The sequence below is a fragment of the Polymorphum gilvum SL003B-26A1 genome, assembly GCF_000192745.1.
Taxonomy (GTDB): Bacteria; Pseudomonadota; Alphaproteobacteria; order Rhizobiales; family Stappiaceae; genus Polymorphum; species Polymorphum gilvum.
In genome coordinates this window covers 3856244-3879170 of record NC_015259.1, presented here as the reverse complement: position 1 = coordinate 3879170, position 22927 = coordinate 3856244, and the positions used below count along the sequence as shown (strand labels likewise).

At 68.0% G+C, this 22927-nt stretch carries 18 protein-coding genes; 8 read left to right on the top strand and 10 right to left on the bottom strand.

Annotation, left to right across the window (positions count from 1 at the left end):
- Window positions 1–89: 89 nt before the first annotated feature.
- From SL003B_RS18065 to SL003B_RS18045, 5 genes are all read left to right on the top strand, one after another.
- On the top strand, window positions 90–860 hold the full coding sequence (locus SL003B_RS18065) for an ABC transporter ATP-binding protein (protein WP_013654311.1): 771 nt from the start codon (window positions 90–92) through the stop codon (window positions 858–860).
- Entirely contained in the window at window positions 857–1564 is a 708-nt protein-coding gene (locus SL003B_RS18060; RefSeq protein ID WP_013654310.1) for an ABC transporter ATP-binding protein, read from the top strand. The genes SL003B_RS18065 and SL003B_RS18060 overlap by 4 nt, the downstream gene beginning before the upstream one ends.
- Before the next feature lie 16 nt (window positions 1565–1580).
- Window positions 1581–2453, top strand: a complete 873-nt coding sequence (locus tag SL003B_RS18055) for a branched-chain amino acid ABC transporter permease (protein WP_013654309.1) — start codon at window positions 1581–1583, stop codon at window positions 2451–2453.
- 13 nt (window positions 2454–2466) lie between these two features.
- Window positions 2467–3429 carry a branched-chain amino acid ABC transporter permease gene (locus tag SL003B_RS18050; RefSeq protein WP_013654308.1) on the top strand — a complete coding sequence of 321 codons (963 nt, stop codon included), beginning with the start codon at window positions 2467–2469 and terminating at the stop codon, window positions 3427–3429.
- Window positions 3430–3495: 66 nt separating this feature from the next.
- Window positions 3496–4701, top strand: a complete 1206-nt coding sequence (locus SL003B_RS18045; protein WP_013654307.1) for an ABC transporter substrate-binding protein — start codon at window positions 3496–3498, stop codon at window positions 4699–4701.
- Window positions 4702–4770: 69 nt separating this feature from the next.
- On the opposite strand, the gene SL003B_RS18040 is transcribed toward SL003B_RS18045, so the two are convergent.
- The 8 genes from SL003B_RS18040 to betI all read right to left on the bottom strand — a co-directional run bounded on the left by SL003B_RS18040 (window position 4771) and on the right by betI (window position 13135).
- The gene (locus SL003B_RS18040) at window positions 4771–5124 is read right to left on the bottom strand and encodes a DMT family protein (RefSeq protein ID WP_013654306.1); all 354 of its coding nucleotides are present in this window, start codon (window positions 5122–5124) and stop codon (window positions 4771–4773) included.
- Window positions 5125–5392: 268 nt separating this feature from the next.
- Window positions 5393–5557 (bottom strand): hemin uptake protein HemP, encoded by a 165-nt coding sequence (hemP, locus tag SL003B_RS18035; RefSeq protein ID WP_083812186.1) that lies wholly within the window; start codon window positions 5555–5557, stop codon window positions 5393–5395.
- A gap of 620 nt (window positions 5558–6177) precedes the next feature.
- A complete protein-coding gene (gene rirA / locus SL003B_RS18030; protein WP_083812121.1) occupies window positions 6178–6633 on the bottom strand; it encodes an iron-responsive transcriptional regulator RirA in 456 nt (151 codons plus the stop codon).
- Window positions 6634–6790: 157 nt separating this feature from the next.
- The gene (locus SL003B_RS18025; protein WP_013654304.1) at window positions 6791–7849 is read right to left on the bottom strand and encodes a LacI family DNA-binding transcriptional regulator; all 1059 of its coding nucleotides are present in this window, start codon (window positions 7847–7849) and stop codon (window positions 6791–6793) included.
- A gap of 177 nt (window positions 7850–8026) precedes the next feature.
- On the bottom strand, window positions 8027–9205 hold the full coding sequence (locus SL003B_RS18020; protein WP_013654303.1) for a BaiN/RdsA family NAD(P)/FAD-dependent oxidoreductase: 1179 nt from the start codon (window positions 9203–9205) through the stop codon (window positions 8027–8029).
- 162 nt (window positions 9206–9367) lie between these two features.
- On the bottom strand, window positions 9368–10831 hold the full coding sequence (gene betB / locus SL003B_RS18015) for a betaine-aldehyde dehydrogenase (RefSeq protein ID WP_013654302.1): 1464 nt from the start codon (window positions 10829–10831) through the stop codon (window positions 9368–9370).
- Between the two features lie 40 nt (window positions 10832–10871).
- A complete protein-coding gene (betA, locus tag SL003B_RS18010; protein WP_013654301.1) occupies window positions 10872–12530 on the bottom strand; it encodes a choline dehydrogenase in 1659 nt (552 codons plus the stop codon).
- A complete protein-coding gene (gene betI / locus SL003B_RS18005; protein WP_013654300.1) occupies window positions 12527–13135 on the bottom strand; it encodes a transcriptional regulator BetI in 609 nt (202 codons plus the stop codon). The genes betA and betI overlap by 4 nt, the downstream gene beginning before the upstream one ends.
- A gap of 246 nt (window positions 13136–13381) precedes the next feature.
- Between betI and SL003B_RS18000 the strand changes: the two genes are divergently transcribed.
- The 3 genes from SL003B_RS18000 to choV all read left to right on the top strand — a co-directional run bounded on the left by SL003B_RS18000 (window position 13382) and on the right by choV (window position 16282).
- Window positions 13382–14326, top strand: a complete 945-nt coding sequence (locus SL003B_RS18000; protein ID WP_013654299.1) for a choline ABC transporter substrate-binding protein — start codon at window positions 13382–13384, stop codon at window positions 14324–14326.
- 76 nt (window positions 14327–14402) lie between these two features.
- Window positions 14403–15251 (top strand): choline ABC transporter permease subunit, encoded by an 849-nt coding sequence (choW, locus tag SL003B_RS17995; RefSeq protein ID WP_013654298.1) that lies wholly within the window; start codon window positions 14403–14405, stop codon window positions 15249–15251.
- A complete protein-coding gene (gene choV, locus SL003B_RS17990) occupies window positions 15248–16282 on the top strand; it encodes a choline ABC transporter ATP-binding protein (RefSeq protein ID WP_013654297.1) in 1035 nt (344 codons plus the stop codon). The genes choW and choV overlap by 4 nt, the downstream gene beginning before the upstream one ends.
- Here the strand turns inward: choV and SL003B_RS22445 are convergent.
- Window positions 16243–18006 (bottom strand): adenylate/guanylate cyclase domain-containing protein, encoded by a 1764-nt coding sequence (locus SL003B_RS22445; RefSeq protein WP_013654296.1) that lies wholly within the window; start codon window positions 18004–18006, stop codon window positions 16243–16245. The two genes, choV and SL003B_RS22445, sit on opposite strands and share 40 nt — an antisense overlap.
- A 28-nt stretch (window positions 18007–18034) precedes the next feature.
- Window positions 18035–22927 (bottom strand): PKD domain-containing protein, encoded by a 4893-nt coding sequence (locus tag SL003B_RS17980; RefSeq protein WP_013654295.1) that lies wholly within the window; start codon window positions 22925–22927, stop codon window positions 18035–18037.

Here is a 22927-nt window from a genome sequence, read left to right as displayed (position 1 = left end):
CGGAACGGCAAGGAAAAAACAAACGAGAACTGGGCGGCCGCCGGCGAAACCGGTCCGGGCGGACCGCAGCCGGCGACGGGGATGAGTAAATGCTGGAGCTAGACCAGCTTGTCATGGATTTTGGCGGCTTTCGGGCCGTCGACAGATGTTCCTTCCGTGTCGAAGCGGGAACGATCACCGGCCTGATCGGGCCGAACGGGGCGGGAAAGACCACGCTCTTCAATCTGATCGCGGGCGCGTTTCCCCCGGTCAGCGGCAGCATCCGCTTCCTCGGTGAGGAGGTCACGGGCCTGTCCAGCGACGCGCTGTTTCACAAGGGCCTCGTGCGCACCTTCCAGATACCGCATGAGTTCCACCGGCTGACGGCGCTGGAGAACCTGATGATGGTGCCGCCGGCCCAACCGGGCGAAAGCCTGTTCGCCAACTGGCTGTCCTGGGGCCGGGTCAGGGCGGCGGAGGCGAAGGTGGAGCGTCTCGCCTGGGAGGCGCTGGAGTTCCTCGAACTGACCCATGTCGCCCACGAGCGCGCCGGCAATCTGTCCGGCGGCCAGAAGAAGCTGCTGGAACTCGGCCGCACAATGATGACCGATGCTAGGCTGGTGCTGCTCGACGAGCCGGCGGCGGGCGTCAACCGCACCTTGCTGCGCAAGCTCGAGGACAAGATCCGCATCCTCAACGAGGAGCGCGGCTACACTTTCATCCTGATCGAGCACGACATGGAAATGATCCAGAAGCTGTGCGCTCCGGTCATCTGCATGGCCGAGGGAAAGGTGCTGATAGAGGGCGATTTCCAGACCGTGCGTGCCGATCCGCGCGTGCTGGAAGCCTACCTTGGCGAGACCGTGGGAGATGCGGCATGAGCGCGCTTCTCGACATGCGGGAGCTGAGCGGCGGCTACGGCGACGCCGACATCCTGCAGGGCGTCTCGCTGCATGTCGGCGAGCGCGAAATCGTCGTCATCGTCGGTCCCAACGGCGCCGGCAAGTCGACGGCGATGAAGGCGATCTTCGGCCTGCTGCGCATCCGCCGCGGCAGCATCGTGTTCGACGGCGGCGACATCACCGGCTGGGCGCCCAACCGCATCGTCCAGCGCGGCATCTGCTACGTGCCGCAGGTCGACAACATCTTCCGCGAGATGACCATCCACGAGAACCTCGAGATGGGCGCCTTCCTGCGCAAGGGCGACCTGTCGGCCGCCTTCGACCGGGTCTACAGCCTTTTTCCCGACCTGAAGGAACGCCACCGCACGCTCGCCGGCAATCTGTCCGGCGGCCAGCGCCAGATGGTCGCCATGGGCCGGGCGCTGATGCTCGATCCCAAGCTGTTGCTGCTCGACGAGCCGACCGCCGGCCTGTCGCCGAAATACATGGAGCAGATCTTCCAGATCAGTCGCGACGTGCGCGATACCGGCGTCGCCATCCTGCTGGTCGAGCAGCACGCCAAGCAGGCCCTGGCCTTCGCCGACCGCGGCTATGTCCTCGCCGCCGGCGCCAACCGCCACGAGGGCACCGGCAGCGCGCTTTTGGCCGACCGTGAGGTCGCCGAAATGTTCCTCGGCGGCTGAGGGGGCAGGGCACATCATGACCGTTCTCGATCTTGTCAACTTCTACCTCGTGCCGGGCCTCGTCATCGGCTCGATCTATGCGCTCGGCGCCGTCGGCATCACGCTGATCTTCGCCATCCTGCGCTATGCCCATCTCGCCCACGGCGATCTCGCCACCCTGGGCGCCTTCGTCGCCCTGGCGGCCGTCACCGGCTTCGGGATCCCGCCGCTCGCGGCCTTGCCGGTGGCCGTGGTGGTCACCGCCTTGGTCGCGGTCGGCATCGACCGGACCTTCTACGAGCATCTGCGTGCCCGGCCGAAGATCGTCACCGTCATGTCGTCGCTCGGCGTGGCGCTGATGATCCGTGCCGTGGTGCAGGTGATCTGGGGCGTCGACACCCAGACCTACGTGCGCGGCATCGTTCGGCCGGAGGACTATTTCGGCCTCAGGCTGCGCGACCGCGAGATCTACACGGTGCTCGCCATGCTGGCGTTGGTCGGCGCCCTGCAGTTGTTTCTCGCCCGCTCCAAGTGGGGCAAGGCCATGCGCGCCATGTCCGACAACCCGAACCTGGCCCTGCTGTCGGGCATCGACAACCGCAAGGTCGTCACGCTCACCTGGCTGATTTCCGGCGCTCTGTGCGCGGCCGCCGGCGTCTTCCTCGGCCTCAACACCGAGGTGAAGTCGATGATGGGCTGGCACATGCTTCTGCCCATGTTCGCCGCCGCCATCCTCGGCGGCGTCGGCCGGGTCGAGGGTGCGGTGCTCGGTGGCCTCGTCGTCGGCATTGCCGAGGAACTGTCGGTCCTGGTTCTGCCGACCGAGTACAAGGCAGCCATGGCCTTCTCGATCCTGCTTCTCGTGCTGCTGGTACGCCCGACCGGGCTGCTGCGCGGCAAGGTCCTTTAGGAGGGAGGCCCGCATGGAACTCATCGGCCTTGCCAACTACGCCCTGTTCATGGGCGTGTTCATCGGCATCTACGCCCTGCTCGCCCTCGGTCTCAACATCCAGTGGGGCTATTCGGGACTGTTCAACGTCGGCATCGCTGGCTTCTTCGCCGTCGGCGCCTACACGTCGGCGATCCTGACCAGTCCCCATGCCGCCGGGCGCATCGGCGGCTTCGAGTTGCCGTTCTTCGTCGGCTGGCTCGGCGCCATGCTCGCCGCCGGGCTGATCGCCTGGCCGATCGGCAAGATCTGTCTGCGCTTCCGCTCCGACTATCTTGCCATCGCCACCATCGGCGTCGCCGAGATCATCCGTCTGGTGATTAAGTCGGAGCCGGCGCTGACCAACGCCGCGCGCGGCATCACCGGCATCCCGCGCCCCTTCGGCGACCTGCCCTATGTCGAATCGCAGATGGCCTATCTGGCCATCGTCCTGGTCGTGCTCGCCGTCGCCTACGTGATGCTCGAGCGCCAGTTCAACGCGCCCTGGGGCCGCATGATGCGCGCCATCCGCGACAATGAGAACGCCGCCCAGGCGATGGGCAAGGACATCGCCTACCGGCGCCTGGAGGCGTTCGTCTTCGGCGCCGCGCTGATGGGCCTTGGCGGCGCGCTGTTCGCCCATTTCAACCGTTCGATCACGCCCGAGGCGATCGACCCGATGATCGCCACCTTCCTGGTCTGGATCATGCTGATCCTCGGCGGTTCGGGCAACAACCGCGGCGCCATCCTTGGCGCGCTGGTGGTTTGGACCATTTGGTCAGTTTCAGAGATTGCAACTGATCGGCTCCCGCATGAATATGCCATCAAGGCGAAATACATACGGGTCTTCCTCATCGGCCTGATGCTGCAGTTCGTGCTGCGCTTCCGGCCCGAGGGCCTGCTGCCGGAGCCCCTGCGGGGCGACGCGGCGGCCGTCGACAGGTCGACCCGGCGCTGATCGCCGACATGGAGAAAGTTCTCTAAGAGGGACTGCGTGTCCCCGCAAAAAAGTGGAGGTATCTTGATGAAAACGAAGCTTCTCGCGCTGGCCGGCGCCCTGCTGGCGACCACCGCCCTGGCCGGTGCCCCGGCGAAGGCCGATGTCAAGATCGGCCTGCTCGGCGGCATCTCCGGTCCGATCGCGGCCATGGCCCCGGCGATGATCGACGCCGCCCAGCTGGCGATCTCCCAGGTCAACGAGCAGGGCGGCCTGATGGGCGGCGAAAAGCTGGTCGCGGTCATCGGCGACAGCGCCTGCAACCCGCAGAACGGCACCGACGCGGCCACCAAGGCGGTCAACGTCGACGGCGTCGCCGCCATCGTCGGCCCGCACTGCTCGGGCGCGGTGCTCGCCGCCGCCAACTCGGTGACCATCCCGGCCGGCATCGCCCTGATCACCCCGTCGGGCACCTCGCCGGAGATCACCGGCCTGAACGACAAGGACACCGTGTTCCGCACCGTGCCCTCCGACGACTACCAGGGCCGCGCGCTCGCCCGCACGCTCAAGGCGCAGGGTTACACCAAGGTCGCCGTCGCCTATCTGAACAACGACTACGGCACCGGCCTCGCCAACGCCTTCAAGTCCGAGTTCGAGGCCCAGGGCGGCGAGATCGCCGGATTTGCCGCCCATGAGGGCGAGAAGGCCTCCTACCGCTCCAACCTCGCCGAGCTCGCCAAGGGCGGCGCCGACACCCTGGTCATCTTCGACTACGGCGACGGCTCCGGCCTGACCATGCTGCGCGAATCGCTGGAGAACGGCTTCTTCGAGAAGTTCGTCGGCGGCGACGGCATGCGGTCCGACGCGCCGATCAAGGAACTGGGCGCAGAGAACCTCGCCACCTTCGTCGCCTCCTCGCCGGTCGGCGAGAAGTCGGACTCCCTCGACCTGTTCAACGAGGCGTTCAAGGCGGCCGGCGGCGATCCGGACGCGATCTTCGTCACCACCTCCTACGATGCGGCCTTCCTGCTCGCGCTGGCGCTGGAAAAGGCTGGCGGCGACAAGTCCAAGGTCGCGGCCGCCCTGCGCGAGGTCGCGGCCGGCGAAGGCGGCGAGCCGATCCGTCCGGGCGAGTGGAAGAAGGCCAAGGAGCTGATCGCGGCCGGCAAGGCCATCGACTACAAGGGCGCGGCCGGCGACCACAACTTCGACGCCGCCGGCGACGTGCCGGGCGCCTACTCGCTGTTCAAGGTCGGCGCCAACGGCTTCGAGCTGCTGACCGAGATGCAGTGATCCCTGTCCTTCGGACAGAGGACGTGATGGCCGGCGGTCTCGTGAGGGACCGCCGGCTTTCCGTTCCGTTCAGCGCTGGAACACGAAGAATGCGCCCGCGGCGATCAGCGCGAAGCCGATGACGTGGTTGATACGGATCGCCTCGCCCAGGTAGAGCACCGAGAAGCCGGCGAACACGGTCAGCGTGATCACCTCCTGGATCGTCTTCAGTTCCACCGCGCTGAAATAGCCGTGGCCGATCCGGTTGGCCGGCACCTGGAAGCAGTATTCCAGGAATGCGATGCCCCAGCTCGCCAGGATCACCGTCCATAGGGACGCGCTTTTGAACTTCAGGTGCCCGTACCAGGCGAAGGTCATGAAGATGTTGGAGGCCAGAAGCAGGCCGATGGTCGCGACCGGGACCGGGACCGGGACGAGGGACATGAATCACCCTTTGGCGCTAAAGCATAGTCGTATCGACCGGATCGAATCGGTCCGGTCGATACGACTATGCTCCAGTGACTATGCTGGAGCGATTTCTTGTCGATCAAGCGGTTCCGCTTGAGCGGAAAGCGCTCTGGCCCGGCGCCGCGACGGCGGGTGGGGCGCGGGACGGCCCCGCACAGCGGCACATCGCCGCCACGCCGGGCTTTCCGCCATGGACCGGTGCCGCCGGCCGTGCAACGGGGAACGTTGCCTGTGGCCGCCCGCGCTATTTGGTCAGGATCAGCTTGCCGAGCTTGGTGATCGTCAGCCGGTAGGTTTCCTCGTTGTGCTGGATGCGCACCTCGCGGCCGCCCTTGAACAGGGTCTGGCTGTCCACGACCGCCCGCTCACTGCCGGCCGCTGCCGCCCGGCGGGCCGCCGGCAATGTCATCTTGTCCTGTCTCGGGTTTGCTTCGCCCATCGGATTTGCCCCGCCACTTCAAGAGTTTAGAAGGATTCAAAAGTTGCGATCGGTTCGCAACAAATAACTTGACTCTAATACTCAGAATAAAGTATCAAGACAAGGCCTGATCGGCGGCAGTACGGAATTCGCGTCCTCCGGATCCCCGCCGGTCGGCAGACTGACCTCTTCAGTCGAAATGCCGGCCAGCCAGCTGTTTTCTCCTCTCCCTCAAGCGGCAAGCCAGCCCGGCATTCCCCTTCGGCCCCTTTCCGGGGGGCGTCTCCGATCCCGCCACGACCGATCTCCGTCCCGTCGGACGCGCAAGGCGCGCTCCGCCATACCCCTCCGCCGTCACCCCGGGCGAGCATCGCGAGACCCGGGGCCTACTCGTTCGCAGGGCGGTGGTTGATTGGTTCGGTCCGCGCCGCCTTACCCCTTCCGCCCCTGCGGCAGGCGGCCCAGCGAGTGGGTCCCCGGCTCTCCGCTGCGCTGCGGCCGGGGTCGAGGGTGACAAGAAGAGGGAAGGCAACGACCCGCCGCCCTCCGCCGTGCGTGCGGCGTCGGCGGTCCTTGATCCGTCGTGACGGGGTAAGCCTGTGCGGTCGGCCTCAGCTCGCGGCGGCGAGCGGCGCCTCGATGTGCAGGAGCTTGCGCAGGTCCTTGCGGTTCTCCGCGATGTCCTCGATCGTCTTGCTGTCGAGGACGTCCATGAAGGCCTCCAGCGCCTCGTGCAGCACGCCGTTGAAGCCGCAGGTGGTCAGGATCGGGCAGTCCTTGCGGCCCGAATTGAAGCATTCGGCCAGGTAGAAGGACTCTTCCGCCACCCGGACGACTTCGCCGATGGTGATCTTGTTGGCGGGACGGGCCAGCACGATGCCGCCGTTGCGACCGCGGATCGTCTTGATCAGACCGCCGTCGACGAGCACCTTCATGATCTTGAACAGATGCGTTTCCGACATGGCGAAGCTTGCCGCGATGTCGGCGACCTTGCTCGGCCGTTCCGGATTCGCGGCGCAGTACATCAGGGTACGGACTGCATAGTTGGTTTGCTGTGTCAGACGCATGGCTTAATATATGTCTTTGCGGAAGTGTCGCGTCAACACGTCCTTTGAATTATTATAATTCAAGTTCCGCTGCGAATGCGGCAACGCACCGATTCGGCCGCTCCGGAACCTTTCTCCGAGCCACAGGAAATCATATCGCGCGGGCCCTGCCAAGCGTTCAGATGACGCAGGGCGACCCGTGGCCGTGCGGCGGCAGGTTGTCGGGCAGGAAAATGTCGATGCCGATCCGTTCCTGCCCCTCCATCAGCGGCTTGCCGTCGATCAGCGCCTTCAGCACGCGCACGGCGCTGCGCACCTCGTGGCCCGCATCCTGGGCGATAACGGCGTCGAGGGTGCCGGCCAGCAGCGCGGCCCGGGTATGGGGCGTCAGTTCGTGGGCGACCACGGTCACGCGTCCGGCCGCCCCGGTCTCCTCCAGCGCCGCGATCACGCCGCGGTTGCCGGCGCCGATGCTGTACAGCCCGGCGATGTCCGGATGCTCGTCGAGCAGTCGCAGCACGATCTCGCGCGTGCGGATGTTGTCGTCGCGCCCCTCGCGCACGCGCAGCGGCTCCAGATGCGAAAACGCCTCCTCGAACAGCTCCAGGCAGCCGCCGTGGCGTTCCGCATGGTCGCGCAGGCCGAGCGATCCGGCGATGAAGCCCACCTTGGCCGGCACCTTGGGCAGGAAGCGGCCGAGCAGGCGCCCGGCGACCCGGCCAGCCGCCACGTTGTCGATGCCGACGAAATGCGACCGGGCCGAACCGGGATGGTCCGATACCAGCGTCACCACCGGCACGCCGCGCAGCGTCAGCCGGTCGATTGCGGCGCGCACCTCCGTCGAGGCCGGCGCCACCACCGCGACGCCGTCACAACTGGCCCGGTCGAGGATCGCCAGCGTGCCGGCGACCGAATGGCTGTCGAAGGCGTCGATGGGCAACACGCCGAGGTCGATCCGCTCGCCGGCCAGCCGCAGCGCCAGGTCCTCGGTTTCCCGCCTCAGGTCCAGCATGAAGGCATTGGCACCGTCGGGCAGCAGAAACTTCAGCCGGTAGCGGCGCTTCTTGGCGAGGCTGGCGGCATGGACGTCCGGACGGTAGCTCAGCGCCTCGACCGCGGCGGCCACCTTGGCCACGGTCGCCGGCCGTACCCCGGACCGCCCGTTCAGCACCCGGTCCACCGTCGCCAGGCTCACGCCCGCCCGCGCCGCCACGTCATGGATGGTTACCCGCCGCATCGCCTTTTCCGGTTGTCGAGGCCGCGACTATAGCGAAGAATGTTCGTCTGTCTGCATTTTTGTTGCAGTGCGGCAAGGGGCGCCCGTTGCGAAGCGGACGCGATCTTGAGCGCCTGCCCGCGCAGGCCGTGGCTGTCGTGACCGGCAAGGCCGGGGCCATGTCCGTCCTGCAGGCGCTCACACCGCCTGTCCGGCCGCCCAGCCGGAAGACCAGGCCCACTGGAAATTGAAGCCGCCGAGATGGCCGGTCACGTCGACCACCTCGCCGATGAAATAGAGCCCGGGCACTCTGGCGGCCTCCATGGTCTTGGACGACAGTTCCCGCGTGTCGACGCCACCGAGCGTCACCTCCGCCGTGCGGTAGCCCTCCGTGCCCGCCGGCACCAGCCGCCAGGCGTTGACCGCTTCGCCGGCCTTGCGCAGCACCTTGTCGGAGGCGTCGGCGAGCCGGCCGGACAATCCGTGTTCGCCGGCCAGTTCCTCGGCTAGCCGCTTCGGCAGCAGGGCCGCCAGCGCGGTCCTGAGATCCTGCCGGCCATGGGCCGCGCGCGCCGCCTTCAGCACCGCGAAGGCGTCGGTGCCGGGCAGCAGGTCGACCGTGATCGGCCGTCCCTCGCGCCAGTAGGACGAGATTTGCAGGATGGACGGCCCGGACAGGCCGCGGTGAGTAAAAAGCAACCCCTCGCGGAACCGGGTACCCTCGACGCTCACCGTCGCGTCGACCGACACGCCCGCCAGCCGTTGGCATAGCGCCCGGTGATGGTCGGAGAAGGTCAGCGGCACCAGCGCCGGGCGTGTCGGCACCACGGCGAGGCCGAAGCGCCTGGCGATGTCGTAGCCGAAACCGGTCGCGCCGATCTTCGGGATCGACGGCCCGCCGGTCGCCACCACCAGCGACGCCGCCCGCAGCGCGCCCCTGGAGGTCGCCACCGAAAAGCGTTCGTCCGGCCTGTCGACCGCCGTGACCTCGGTCTCCAGCAGCAGCCGCCCGCCCGCCGCCGCGAGGTCGCCGAGAAGCATATCGATGATGTCCTGGGCGCTGTCATCGCAGAACAGCTGGCCGAGGGCCTTCTCGTGCCAGCCGATTCGATGCGCCTCGACCCGCTTCAGGAAGTCGTGCTGGGTGTAGCGCTTCAGCGCCGACACGCAGAAGCGCGGATTCTGCGACAGAAAGTTTGCCGGCGCGCAGTGGAGGTTGGTGAAGTTGCAGCGCCCGCCGCCGGAGATGCGGATCTTCTCCGCGGCCCGCCGGGCATGGTCGAGCACCAGCACGCGCCGGCCGCGTCTCGCGGCCTCGATCGCGCACATCAGTCCGGCCGCCCCGGCACCCAGGATCAGGACATCGACATCCGTCATCGCGCCCGCTTATAGGGGCTACGACGGTCCGCCGCCAGCGGTCTGCCGCCTCCTGGAGGTCTCAGGCACCTCTCCGGCAGGTGCCCACCAGGACTCCGGATGGGCGTCGGAGGGATGCCGGAGTGAAGTGGGAGAGTCTCGGGACGCTTTGTCGGCAGCGTCTCAGAATGGGCTCGAAACGTCGCCCGCCTCCACGTAGACGCTCTTGATCTGGCTGTAGTGCTCGATCGCGGCGTGGCCGTTTTCCCTGCCCATGCCCGATTGCTTCACGCCGCCGAAGGGCATTTCGACCGGGGTCAGGTTGTAGGCGTTGATCCAGCATGTCCCCGCCTGCAGCGCGGCAACGACCCGGTGCGCGCGCTGGATATCCTTCGTGAACACGCCCGCAGCGAGGCCGAAGTCGGTGCCGTTCGCCCGTTCGATCACTTCCGCCTCGCCGGAGAAGTCGAGCAGGCACATGACCGGGCCGAAGATCTCCTCGCGTGCGATGCGCATGTCGTCGCGCACGTCCGCGAACACCGTCGGCTCGACGAACCACCCGCCCTCGAACCCGGGTACCCGCGCGGGTCCGCCGCCGGTCACGATCCGGGCCCCTTCCTGGCGGCCAAGCTCCATGTAGGACAACACCTTTTCCATCTGCGCTGCCGACACCAGCGGACCGATGGTGGTCGCCTCGTCGAGCGGATCGCCGATCCGCGCCTGTACGGTGCGGGCCGCCAGCCTGTCGAGGAAGGTGTCGCGGATCGCCCGGTGCACGAACACCCGCGTGCCGTTGGAGCAGATCTGGCCGCTCGAGTAGAAATTGCCGTTGATGGCAGCCGACACGGCGTTGTCGACGTCGGCGTCGTCGAACACGATCAGCGGGGATTTCCCGCCGAGTTCCAGCGTCGTCTGCTTGAGGTTTTCCCCCGCCAGCGCAGCGACCCTGGCGCCTGTCGCCACCGATCCGGTGAGCGACACCTTGGCCACCGCCGGATGGCTTATCAGACGGCGCGCGGTCTCCGCGCCGCCTTGGACGACGTTGAAGGCGCCGGCCGGCAGCCCCGCCTCCAGCAGCGCTTCGGCGAGCTTCAGCGCACTCAGGGGCGTCACCTCTGACGGCTTGAAGATCATCGCATTGCCGCAGGCAAGCGCCGGCGCGGCCTTCCAGCAGGCGATCTGGATCGGGTAGTTCCAGGCTCCGATGCCGACGCACAGCCCCAGCGGCTCGCGCCGTGTGTAGGCAAAAGACCCTCCAAGATCAATATGTTGGCCGGTCAGGGTGGCGGCCAGGTTGCCGTAGTATTCCAGGCAGTCGGCACCCGAGGCGGCATCCGCCACCAGGGTTTCCTGCAGCGGCTTGCCGGTGTCCAGCGTCTCCAGCACCGACAGCTCCCGGTTGCGCGCCCGCAGGATCTCCGCCGCCTTTCTGAGCACCCGTCCACGCGCCGCCGCCGGCGTCGCAGCCCAGGCCATCTGCCCCTCTCGAGCCGAGGATATCGCCGCCTCGATCGTCTCCGCGTCGGCCATGTGCAGGCGTGCGATGGTCTCGCCGGTTGCCGGATAAAGGCTCTCGAACGGCGTGCCCTGCGGGCTCTCGGCATAGGTGCCGGCAATGAAGTGGGAGGCTTTCGGCTGCGCACGCATGGAGACAATTCCCTTCGTTGTCAGTCTGTTGCCGGTACCGTCAGCGCTGGCGCGTGCGCCAGTGCGGATGGATCCAGGGCTCCAGGGGCGAGGCCGGCAGCGGCAGCCTGCCGAGAATATGGTCCGCAGCCTTCTCGCCGACCATGATCGACGGCGCGTTCAGGTTGCCGTTGGTGATGCGTGGAAAGACCGAGCTGTCGGCGACCCTGAGGCCCTCGACGCCGATCACCCGGCATTGCGGGTCGACGACCGCCATCGGGTCGTCCGCCGCTCCCATCCGGCAGGTGCCGCAGGGATGATAGGCGCTTTCCGCATGGTCCCGGATGAAATCGTCAAGTTCTTGATCGGACTGAACATTCCCGCCCGGCTGGAGTTCCTTGCCGCGATAGGGCGCGAACGCCTCTTGGGCGAAGATCTCGCGCGTCAGGCGGATGCAGGCGCGAAACTCCGCCCAGTCGTCCTCGTGGCTCATGTAGTTGAAGCGGATCGACGGCGGGGCCTTCGGGTCGGCGCCGGTCAGTCTTATCCGACCCCGCGACTTCGATCGCATCGGTCCGACATGGGCCTGGTAGCCGTGGCCTTCGGCCGCCGCTCTGCCGTCGTAGCGCACGGCAAAGGGCAGGAAATGAAACTGGATGTCGGGATACTCGACGCCCGCGCGCGAGCGGATAAAGCCACAGGATTCGAACTGGTTGGAGGCGCCGAGGCCCTTGCCGGTGAACAGCCACTGCGCCCCGATCAGGGCCTTGGAGACGAGGTTCCAGTGCTTGTAGAGCGTGATTGGCCGGAGGCAGGCCTGCTGGATGTAGAGTTCCAGGTGGTCCTGCAGGTTATCCCCCACGCCTGGCCGGTCGGCGACGACCTCGATGCCGTGCTCGGTCAGATTGGCAGCTGGCCCGACCCCCGACAGCATCAGCAGCTTGGGCGAGTTGACCGCCGACGCCGACAGGATCACCTCGCGTCTGGCCCGCGCCGTCCGGATTCGGCCGCCGCGCTCGTATTCGATGCCAGTCGCGCGCTTGTTCTCAAATAGGATTTTCCGCGCCAGCGCGCCCGTGACGAGGCGGAGGTTGCCTCGCTTCAGCGCCGGCCTCAGGTAGGCGTTGGCCGCCGACCAGCGCCGTCCCCTGTGGACGGTCATCTCCATGGCGCCGAAGCCTTCCTGGCGCGCGCCGTTGTAGTCGGCGGTGACCGCATAGCCGGCCTGTCGGCCGGCCTCGATGAAGGCGTCGAACAACGGGTTCCATTTCGTTCCGCGCGTGACGTGGAGCGGCCCGTCCATGCCGCGCCAGCTGGCATCGCCTTCCTTCGTGTTTTCAAGGCGTTGGAAATAGGGCAGGACATCGCGGAAGCCCCAGCCGGCGGCACCCATCGCCTCCCAGGTGTCGAAGTCGCGGGCATGGCCGCGCACATAGACCATGCCGTTGATCGACGACGAGCCGCCGATCACCTTGCCGCGCGGCGTTGCCAGCACGCGCCCGCCGAGGTGCGGTTCCGGCTCGGTGGCGAAGCCCCAGTCGTAGCGGCGCATATTCATCGGATAGGACAGCGCAGCCGGCATCTGGATGAACGGCCCGACGTCGCTGCCGCCGTATTCGAGCAGCAGCACGGACACCGACGGGTTCTCCGACAGCCGGCAGGCAAGCGCGCAGCCCGCCGACCCGGCGCCGACGACGACGAAATCGAAGGTCTCGTTCATGCCGGCGGCTCCGTCCGCCGCATGCCATGGGCGAGGATCTGCGCCTCGACATAGTCCTCGACCAGTCGGATCGCCGTCTCTGCATTCGGCGGACCGTCGGTGAGCGCGCGCCGCAGCCAGACGCCGTCGATCATCGATGCCGTCCCTTCGGCCACGCGCGCCGCCTCCGCGACGGGCAGGAAGGCCTTGAGATTGTAGGTCAGGTTGGAGGTGAGGCGCGCGGAATAGATCCTCAGCAGCCGCTTGCTTGACGGCGTCGTCTGAGCCTGGGTGTAGAAGGCGAGCCAGGCGGCGATAACCGCCTCGCGGAACTGCTCGGGTGCGAAGTTGCCGGCGATGATCGCCGAAATCCGCGCCCGCGGCGTCTCCGCCCGGGCGAGCCGTGCGCGGATGCCTTCTCCCAGGTCTTGCAGCAGGTGGCGCATGGTAGCGGCCAGCAACTGGTCCTTGGAGCCGAAATAGTGGTGCGCCAGGCCACCGGACACGCCGGCGCGCCGGGCAATCTGGGCGATCGTCACGTCGCAGAAGCCGTGTTCGTGGATTGCGTCCACGGTCGCGGCGATCAGGCTGCGGCGCCGTTCCGCTTCCATGCCGATCTTGGGCATCGACATCCTCCGTATCAGGAGCAGTCATATTTTTGATTGAGTGATCAATCAATCAAAACTTGCCAAAGCCGGAAGTCAATGTTTTGCTAAGGAGGCCTGTGGGGGGCGATCCGGGCGGCACGCCGCGACCCGGACGAGATCTCCCATTGCCTGAATGCCTTGGGCGGGGTTCACTGACCGTGAGCCATCGAAGAAATCACGTTGTCGAAACGGACGACGGATCCAGCCAGCAGGAGGACGAACCGAATGACCCTGATCTCCAAGACCATCGCCGGCGGCGCGCTCTTCCTCGCGATGACCGCGGGCGCGCTGGCGGCCGAGCCGGCGTCCTGCAAGACGGTGCGCTTCTCCGACGTCGGCTGGACCGACATCACGGCGACCACGGCGGCGGCGACGACGGTGCTCCAGGCGCTCGGCTACGACACCGAGATCAAGATCCTTTCGGTTCCCGTCACCTATGCCTCGCTGAAGAACAAGGACATCGACGTCTTTCTCGGCAACTGGATGCCGACCATGGAGGCCGACATCGCGCCCTACCGCGAGGACGGCTCCGTGGAAACGGTCGGCGTCAACCTCGAGGGCGCCAAATATACCCTGGCGGTGCCGAAATACACCTACGACAAGGGCCTCAGGTCCTTCGCCGACATCGCGGCATTCAAGGACAGCCTCGACGGCAAGATCTACGGCATCGAGCCGGGCAACGACGGCAACCGGCTGATCATCGACATGATCGACCAGGACAGCTTCGGCCTGAAGGGCTTCCAGGTGGTGGAATCCTCCGAGCAGGGCATGCTGGCCCAGGTCGCCCGCGCCACCAGGCGCAACGAGGACATCGTCTTCCTCGGCTGGGAGCCGCACCCCATGAACGCCAATTTCGACATGGCCTATCTCGACGGCGGCGACGATGTCTTCGGTCCCGACTACGGCGGCGCAACGGTTTACACCAACGTTCGCGCCGGCTATCTCGACGAGTGCCCGAACGTCGGCAAGCTCCTGAAGAATATGACCTTCACCCTGTCGATGGAAAACCAGATCATGGGCGCCATCCTCAACGACGGCGCCGACCCGGCCGCCGCCGCCAGCGCCTGGCTGAAGGCCCAGCCGGCCACCTTCGAGGGCTGGCTCGCCGGCGTCACCACCGTCGACGGCGGCGAGGCGATCCCGGCCGTGAGGACGGCGCTCGGCCTGTGATGGGGTCGGCCGGCCCGCGGGGAATATCCGGTGCGGCCGGCCGATCCGACTTGGCCGACAGGAGGGGGAGCGCGCCTTGGACTGGCTGACGGAACACAAGCTGCCGGTCGGGCCCTGGGCGAAAGCCGTTGTCGACTGGCTGACCGACAACGCGGATTGGCTGTTCGATGGTCTCTCCCTCGGTCTGGAGACCATGATCAGGGCGATCCTCTGGGTCCTGCAGGCACCTCATCCGCTGGTCGTCGTCGTCCTTGCCACCGCGCTCGCCTATGGCATCAGGCGCAGCCTGTCCTTTCCGCTCTTCGTGCTCGCCGCCCTGCTGCTGATCATCAACCAGGGCTACTGGAAGGAAACGACAGAAACTCTGGCGCTGGTCGTCGGCGCATCCACCGTCTGCATGGCGCTCGGCGTTCCGATCGGCGTCGCCGCCGCCCATCGCCCGCGGCTCTATGCGGTGCTGCGCCCGATCCTCGACCTGATGCAGACGATCCCGACCTTCGTCTATCTCATCCCGGCGCTGATCCTGTTCGGCCTCGGCATGGTTCCCGGCCTGATTGCCACGGTCATCTTCGCCATTCCGGCGCCGATCCGGCTGACCCGGCTCGGCGTGGCCTCGACCCCGGTGCAACTGCTCGAGGCAGGTCACGCCTTCGGCGCGACGCGAAGCCAGCTCTTGTGGAAGGTCGAGCTGCCCTATGCCCTGCCGCAAATCATGGCCGGCCTGACCCAGACCATCATGCTGTCGCTGTCCATGGTGGTGATCGCCGCCCTGGTCGGCGCCGACGGCCTCGGCGTGCCCACCTTGCGCGCGCTCAACACGGTCAACATCGCCCGCGGCTTCGAGGTCGGCGTCGCCATCGTGCTCGTCGCCATCGTGCTCGACCGCTTTTTCCGTCCCGGCGCCGAGCGGGGAGAGCGGTCGTGAGCGAGCCGGTCGTCTCGTTCCGCAATGTCGACATTGTCTTCGGCGACCGGCCGCAGGCGGCGCTGCCGCTCATCGACGCGGGCCTGTCACGCCGCGAGATCCGCGAGCGCACCGGCCAGATCCTCGGCGTCGCCGACGCCACGTTCGACATCCATCCCGGCGAGGTGATCGTGCTCATGGGCCTGTCCGGCTCCGGCAAGTCGACGCTCCTGCGCGCCGTCAACGGCCTCAATCCGGTCATTCGCGGCACGGTTCTGGTGCGCGACGGCGACGAGCTGGTCGATCCGGCGACCTGCGGCGAGGAACGCCTGCGCCGCCTGCGCCGCAGCCGCATCGCCATGGTGTTCCAGCAGTTCGCCCTGCTCCCGTGGCGCACGGTCGCCGACAACGTCGGCTTCGGCCTCGAACTGGCCGGCGTGCCCGCCGAGGAGCGGCGGACGCGCGTCGCCGCCCAGCTCGACCTCGTCGGCCTGCAGGGCTGGGGCGAGAAGCAGGTCCACGAACTGTCGGGCGGCATGCAGCAGCGCGTCGGCCTCGCCCGCGCCTTCGCCACCGAGGCGCCGATCCTGCTGATGGACGAACCGTTCTCGGCGCTCGACCCGCTGATCCGCGCCCGCCTTCAGGACGAGTTGCTCGACCTGCAGAAGACGCTCAACCGAACCATCGTGTTCGTCAGCCACGACCTGGACGAGGCGGCCAAGATCGGCTCGCGCATCGCCATCATGGAGGGCGGCCGGGTGATCCAGCTCGGCACGCCGCAGGAGATCGTACGCGCGCCGGCGAACGGTTACGTCGCCGATTTCGTCGGCCACATGAACCCGCTCAACGTGTTGCGTGCGCAGGACATCATGACGCCGCTGCCGGACGGATCGGCGGAGCGGCTGTCGGACGCCCCGCGCTGCGTGCCGGCCGCGTCCCTGCGTCAGGTGATCGCCCTCAAGCGCGGTTCGCCGCTGCCGGTCCTGGTCGCCGACGGCGACCGCCTCGTCGGTCAGGTCACCGAGGCGGAGCTGCTCGGCTGCATGGCCTGATCGCGCGCGCCGCCGGCGGCGTCGACGGCGTAAATGCGGATCGGCTCGCTCTTGCCCTTCACCCGGATCGGTTCCAGCGCCGCGAAGGCGAAGCCCTCGGCATTGCCGACGGCCTGCCGCACGGCGTCCGAAACGATCGTCTGCCGCGGCTCGGCGGCCGAGCACAGCCGCGCGGCCAGGTTCACATGGTCGCCGAGTACCGTGTAGTCCATCCGCTCCGGGCTTCCCATGGCGCCGACGACCACCTCGCCGGCGTCGATGCCGATGCCGATGTCCAGTTTCCAGTCCGGGTGTTCGCGTGCCGAGGCTAGCATGATGTCCTGGATCTCGAGCGCACAGCGCACCGCGTCCTCGCACATCGCCGGCCCCTGGAACACCGCCATCAGCTGGTCTCCGACGAACTTGTCGATGTCGCCGTTGTGCCGGGCGACCGCCTCGCCCTGGTTGGCGAAATAGTGGTTCAGCACCTCGACCACCACCTCCGGCTCGCGGCTTTCGGAAAAGGCCGTGTAGCCGCGGATGTCGGCGAACACGATCGCGACCCGCCGGCGCGAGCCGCCGAGCTTGACGCCGCCGTGGTCGGAGCCCTGGATCGCATGGATGGTGCCATGCGAGACGAACTTGGCCAACTGGAACCGCTCGTTGATCTGCACGATCATCTCGTTGATGCGGCTCGCCAGGTCGCCGATCTCGTCGCGCGAGCGCACAGCCTGCACGCGCGCCTGGAAATTGCCCTTGCCCACCTCGATCGCCGCCTGGCCGATCTTCAGGATCGGCCGCGAGATGCCGAGCGCGAAGGCCAGCGCGCCGAGGCCGGCGACGATGAGACCGGCCGACACCCACAGCATCAGGTTCTGGATCATCACCGTGATGGTGAAATAGGCGGCGCGCTCGCTCTTTTCGGTGATCACCGCCCAGTCGAACGGCTCGGGAAACGACAAGGCACCGAGCATCGCCTCGCCGTCAGGACGCGCATAGGGCTTCACGCTGACCAGCCGCGACTGCAGCGGAATGAGTTCGACGGCCTCGGCGACGATGGCGAAGTCGCGGAGGTCCTCTCGGCCGTCCCCGAACAGCCGCCGGCCGGTCCGGTCGACGAGGATGATCGTTCCGGTCTTGGCGAACGGGTGGTCGCGCACGAGGTCGCGCAGCGGCGACAGGTCGATGCGCGCCGATAGCGTTGCACGGCCGCCGGCCAGCGGCCGGCGCAGCGGCAGCACCACCGTGGCGAGCCAGATGTCGGTGCCGGCCACCTGCTGGGCCATCCTCTCGAACCCCGTGTCGCCGTGCAGAAAGGCGTCGATGCGTTGCGCCGGGATGCGCAGCACCTCCGCCGGATCGAGTCCCGCCTGCGTCAGTCGGGCGCCGAGGCTCTCGCGCGTCACCAGCAAAGGCTGGTCGCGGCCCTCGACCGTGATCTGCAGCGCGGCGATGTCGGCGAGGTCGCCGATGCCGAGCGTCAGCAGGGCGATCTTCGCTTCCACGCCCAGCTTGTCGTCGTCGATCGCATTGGCGATCAGCGACAGCGGCGCCAGCCAGGCGTTGCGATGCGTGTTGTCGATCTCGTCGGTGATCTGGCGAGCGGTGGTGACGAGCTGGTCGTTGGCCGAGCTTTTCAGTTCGTCCCGGGCGATGCGGATCAGCGTGCCGCCGGCGATCAGCAGCGGCAGGACCGCAATCGCGACCGAGAAGACGAGCAGTTTCTTGCGCAGTGTCAGCCGCATCCGGATGTCGCCCCGCCCTGGCGGCGCCTCAGAACCCCTCCCGCGCGCGCACCTTGACCGCGATCGTATCAGAAGCGACGCCGCAGGACAGGCCCGTCATGTCGGAAACGGTCAGCGTCACCTGATAGTCGCCGGGCCCGCTGAACATGTGCGACACCCGTTCGCCGGTCCGCTGGCCGTCCGGTCCGAAGTCCCAGACGTGGGCTAGGTCCGTGCCGTCAGGGTCGTAGGAGCGCCAGCCGCTGAACGCGACCTGATCGTTGGCGCCGCCGACGAACACCTCTTTGTCGCCGCCGGCATCGGCGCTGGGCGGCGCGTTGACGATGACGGTCAGCCGGTCGGTCTGGGTCGCGCAGGACGACCCGCTGTCGTCGGTCACGGCAACCTCGACCTCGTAGGTGCCCGGCTTGTCGAAGATATGCTCGGCGCGCGGTCCGCTTGCCGTCGCGCCGTCGCCGAACGACCACGTGACCGCGGTGATGGTGCCGTCCGGATCGCTCGACGCGGCGGCGTCGAACATCACCGGCACGCCGGGGCAGACGATCCGGTCGGCGCCGGCGACCGCGTTGGGCGGCCGGTTGACATGCAGGATGTGCGAGGCCTCGCGCCGGCTCGAAGCCCGGCCCATGCCGTCGTCGAGCAGCACCGACAGATTGTAGCGGCCGGGCGAGACGAAGCGCTTGGTCAGCGACGGTGCATCCGACGTGGTGCCGTCGCCGAGCGACCAGGCGTAGCTCCTGATCGGCCCTTCGGGCGAGGTCGATCGCGCGGCCGACAGCGTCACCTGTTCGCCGACGCAGGCTGCGGCCGGTGCGTCGAGCACCGCGGCGACGCCGTCGTGGACGATCACCGTCAGCGTGTCGGTCGCGACCGAGTTGGCGAGCCTGGCGGTATCCTCGACCGTCAGCGTCACCGTGTAGCGGCCAGGCGTGGCATAGCGCTGGCGGGTGACCGCGCCCTCTGCGCTGCGGCCGTCGCCGAGATCCCAGCGGTAGGCCGCGATGCCGCCGTCCGGATCCCGCGACGCGCTGGCGTCGAGGACGAACTCCTCGTTGACGCCGACGATGAGGTCGGCGCCGGCTTCCGCGACCGGCGGCGCATTGACCGTCAGGACGTGATAGGCGGTGATCTGCCGGCAGTCGTCCGACTGCGCTGTGCTGTTCACGGTCAGCGCGATCCGGTAGGTGCCGGGCGTGTCGAAGACGTGGCGCGCGGTTTCGCCGTCCGCCGCCGTGCCGTCGCCGAGATCCCAGCGCCATGCGGTGATGGCGCCGCCGTCGAGATAGGAGGTCGAGCCGTCGAGGACGACTTCGGCGCCGGCGGGCACCGCCTGGGGCGCGACGATCAGCGGCACCGGAGCGGCGACCACTTCCACCGTCACCTCGTCGGTCGAGCGGATGTCGCACTGGCCGACCTGGTCGCCCTCGATGGTCAGGTGCACCCGGTAGGTGCCGGCGCGCCGGTAGAGGTGCTTCGGCCGTTCGCCGCCGCCCGATCCGCCGTCGCCGAAATCCCACAGGAAGCGGTTGACGACGCCGTCCTCATCCCACGATTTCGAGCCGTCGAAGGTCACTTCCGTGTTGGCGCAGATCTTCATGTCTTCGCCCGCCTCGGCCACTGGCGCCTGGTCGACCGTCACCGCGATGCGATCGGTATGGCTGGCGTTGCCAAGGCCGCTGTCGTCGGTCACCGTCAGAGCCACCGGATAGACGCCGCCGCGCCGGTAGGTCTTGGTCGGGTTGACGATGTCGGAACTCTCGCCGTCGCCGAAGTCCCAGGCGTACTTGAGCACGCCGCCGTCCGGATCGTAGGAATTGCTGCCGTCGAGCACCAGCACGTCGCCGGTGCACAGGCGCTGGTTCTCGCCGGCGACCGCCACCGGGGCGCTGTTGATCGTCACCGTCATCGCGTCCCGGTGCGTGGCATTGGCGAGCCCGGTGCCGTCGTCGACGGTCAGCATCACCGGATAGCGGCCGCTGGCGGCATAGGTATGGGCGACCACGGCGCCTTGGGCGCGCGTGCCGTCGCCGAAGTCCCAGTTGTAGGTGAGGGCGTCGCCGTCCGGGTCGAGCGAGCCGGAGCCGTCGAAGACGACGAAAGTGCGCGCCGTGAACTGGTCCGCACCGGCCTCCGCCACGGGCTGGTGGTTGACGCGGATGGTCACCTCGTCCTCGGCCAGGCTGTTGTCGACGCCGGCGTCGTCCGAGATGGTCAGGCGCGCCGTGTAGACGCCCGGCGTGTCGAAGCGGCGCTCGGCCACGGCGCCGAACACGGGTTCGTCGCTGTCGCTGAAGTCCCAGCGGTAGTCGGTCACCGTGCCGTCCGGATCGTGCGAGCGCGAGCCGTCGAGGCGCGCCGTCTCGCCCGGAGCGATCAGGACGTCGGGCCCCGCCTCCGCCACCGGCTCCGCGTTGATCGTCACCTGCGCCTCGTCATGGTCGACGGCATTGTCGTGGCCGGTGTCGTCGCGCACCGTCAGGCGCACGTGGTAGGTGCCAGGCTTGTCGAAGGCATGCACCACGACCGGTCCGCTTGCCGTCGTGCCGTCCTTGAAGTCCCAGTCGTAGGCGACCACGTCGCCGTCCGGATCGACCGAGCGCGTCGCCTGGAAGGTCAGGTCCTCGCCCGGCGCGCCGATGAGATCGGGGCCGGCGTCGGCGATCGGCGGTGCATTGACGATCACGGTCAGGCTGTCTTCGGCCGTGTTGCGGATCGTGCCGGAGGCATCCGTCACCGTCAGCCGCACCCTGTAGGTGCCCGGCCGGCGATAGACATGGGCCGGCGCCGGCCCGCTGCCGGTCTCGCCGTCGCCGAACTCCCAGTGATAATCCGCCACCGCGTCGTCGGGGTCGGAGGAACTGAAGCCGTCGAACTGGACGACGCTGGCGGTGACCATCTGGTCGGGACCGGCGACCGCCACCGGCGGCGCATTGACGCGCACGCTCAGCGTGTCGGACGCGGACCGCGTTGCGGTGCCGGAATCGTCGGTCACCGTCAGCCGTACGGAATAGGTGCCGGGCGCGCCGTAGGCGTAGCTTGCCACCGCGCCGGAGGCGGTCGACCCGTCGCCGAAGTCCCAGGCATGGTCGATCAGCGTGCCGTCGGCGTCGCTGGAGGCAGAGCCGTCGAAGCGGATCACCTCGCCGATGGCGACGCTGAGGTCCAAGCCGGCGACCGGATAGGGCGTCTCGTTGACGATCACCTCGGCGGTGTCGCTTGCCGTGCTGTTGGCGACGCCGGCGTCGTCGGTCACCGTCAGCCGCACTGTGTAGCGACCAGGTCCTGCATAGCCGTGCTCGACGGCGGCGCCCGACAGCAGCGTGCCGTCGCCCATGTCCCAGTCGTAGGCGGTGATCCGGCCGTCCTGGTCGTAGCTCCGGCTGCCGTCGAAGCGCAGCCGCGTGCCGGCTTCCGTGCGCCGGTCCGGGCCCGCCTCTGCCACCGGCCGGGCGTTGGCGCGCACCGCGATCTCGAGCGCGGCCGTGTCGCAGGCATGGCCGGAATCGTCGCGGATGCGCAGCACGACGCGGTAGTCGCCGGGCGCCTCGAACACCCGTGTCACGGTCCTGCCCGTCGCCGTGCTGCCGTCGTTGAACACCCAGTCGTAGCCGGTGATCCGCCACGGCCCGGCATCCGAGGCGGCTGCCTCGAAGGTCACCGTCTCGCCGGCCGCCACCGTCGCCGGCACGTCGATGCGCGGCACCGGCGGATGCTTCACCAGCACGTTGATGTCGGCCGCGCTGCCATTGCCGACCTGGTTGGAATCGTCCGTCACCTCCAGCCGTTCGGTAAACCGGCCGGGCTCGGGATAGTCCTTGACCACGCTCGGTCCCTCGGCCGTCGTTCCGTCGCTGAAGCGCCAGGTGAAGCTCAGGCGGTTGCCGTCCGGGTCGCCGGAGCGCGAGGCGTCGAAGGCCACCGCCCGGCAGCTGTCGAGGAAGGTCGTGTCGACCTCGACTGTCGGCCGCCGGTTCGCGATCCAGTTGAACGGCGGCAGGTCGAGTGGCAGCAGCCTGTCCGCCTTGACCGAGATGAAGAAGGTGGCGTCGTTGGGGATCTCGCCGCCGCCGGCAAGCGTGATCGCTGCCGTCTCGCCCAGCTCCCGCTCCTCCAGTTCGACCGTGTCGTGCTTCCACTGGTCCTGGCCCGAGGCGGTCAGCGGCAAGGTGCGGAACCGGGTGGTCAGCGCCACCCGCCCGTGCGCGGCGTCGAAATTCTGTACTTCCAACCTGCGCTGGTCGGCGGGCGCGGTGAAGCGCAACTCGGTCAGCGTCTGCCGGTTGGGCACCCGGATCGTTGGCGCGAAGGAGAACAGCCTGGTGCCGGCAGGCTCCACCGCGCGCCGCTCGCGCAGGCTCAGCGCGACGCCGTAGAGGTTGCCGTCGTTGCCGGACGTGCCTTCGACCAGCAGGCGGAACACGCGCCGGTCGCCGACCAGGTCGCCCTGCTCGGGCGAGAGCAGCGCGAACGGGATCCATTGCCCGTCGGCGCCCTCGTCCGTGCCGTAGTTGCGCTCCTGCAGCAGCGTTCCGCCGGTCAGTTCCTCCGGCGTCTCGGCGCCCCCGGTTGCCATGTCGCCGGCATAGGCGCCCGTGCCGCCGAACAGCGCGAAGCGGGTGACCGTGTCGGCCTTGCCGTAGACGAGGTCGTGGTCGCCGCCGGTCTCGGGATCGAACAGGCGGACGTAGACGCGTTCGTTCGTTTCGGCGGGCAGGCTTAGGTAGATCACCTGGCGGTTGGTCGGGTCGCCCTCGCGGCTCGGCGCGTCCTTGCCGTAGGTGACCAGCAGCGGCACGTCGATCGGCCGATTGTCCTGCGCCTGTGCCGAGCCGGCGCACAGAACGGTGGCGAGCGCGACGGCCCAGCCCTTGGCCCGTCGCCCAGCCCGGCGTGTCAAGCGGTTCGCGTCGACGACATACAT

What these genes read in the sequence shown, in the direction of transcription:
- SL003B_RS18045 (WP_013654307.1), top strand. Translation starts at nt 3,496, where the DNA reads ATGAAAACGAAGCTTCTCGCGCTGGCCGGCGCCCTGCTGGCGACCACC.
- SL003B_RS18060 (WP_013654310.1), top strand. Translation starts at nt 857, where the DNA reads ATGAGCGCGCTTCTCGACATGCGGGAGCTGAGCGGCGGCTACGGCGAC.
- SL003B_RS18020 (WP_013654303.1), bottom strand. Translation starts at nt 9,205, where the DNA reads ATGACGGATGTCGATGTCCTGATCCTGGGTGCCGGGGCGGCCGGACTG.
- rirA (WP_083812121.1), bottom strand. Translation starts at nt 6,633, where the DNA reads ATGCGTCTGACACAGCAAACCAACTATGCAGTCCGTACCCTGATGTAC.
- SL003B_RS18065 (WP_013654311.1), top strand. Translation starts at nt 90, where the DNA reads ATGCTGGAGCTAGACCAGCTTGTCATGGATTTTGGCGGCTTTCGGGCC.
- SL003B_RS18050 (WP_013654308.1), top strand. Translation starts at nt 2,467, where the DNA reads ATGGAACTCATCGGCCTTGCCAACTACGCCCTGTTCATGGGCGTGTTC.
- SL003B_RS18000 (WP_013654299.1), top strand. Translation starts at nt 13,382, where the DNA reads ATGACCCTGATCTCCAAGACCATCGCCGGCGGCGCGCTCTTCCTCGCG.
- SL003B_RS17980 (WP_013654295.1), bottom strand. Translation starts at nt 22,927, where the DNA reads ATGTATGTCGTCGACGCGAACCGCTTGACACGCCGGGCTGGGCGACGG.
- hemP (WP_083812186.1), bottom strand. Translation starts at nt 5,557, where the DNA reads ATGACATTGCCGGCGGCCCGCCGGGCGGCAGCGGCCGGCAGTGAGCGG.
- betA (WP_013654301.1), bottom strand. Translation starts at nt 12,530, where the DNA reads ATGAACGAGACCTTCGATTTCGTCGTCGTCGGCGCCGGGTCGGCGGGC.
- betI (WP_013654300.1), bottom strand. Translation starts at nt 13,135, where the DNA reads ATGCCCAAGATCGGCATGGAAGCGGAACGGCGCCGCAGCCTGATCGCC.
- betB (WP_013654302.1), bottom strand. Translation starts at nt 10,831, where the DNA reads ATGCGTGCGCAGCCGAAAGCCTCCCACTTCATTGCCGGCACCTATGCC.
- SL003B_RS22445 (WP_013654296.1), bottom strand. Translation starts at nt 18,006, where the DNA reads ATGCGGCTGACACTGCGCAAGAAACTGCTCGTCTTCTCGGTCGCGATT.
- SL003B_RS18055 (WP_013654309.1), top strand. Translation starts at nt 1,581, where the DNA reads ATGACCGTTCTCGATCTTGTCAACTTCTACCTCGTGCCGGGCCTCGTC.
- SL003B_RS18040 (WP_013654306.1), bottom strand. Translation starts at nt 5,124, where the DNA reads ATGTCCCTCGTCCCGGTCCCGGTCCCGGTCGCGACCATCGGCCTGCTT.
- SL003B_RS18025 (WP_013654304.1), bottom strand. Translation starts at nt 7,849, where the DNA reads ATGCGGCGGGTAACCATCCATGACGTGGCGGCGCGGGCGGGCGTGAGC.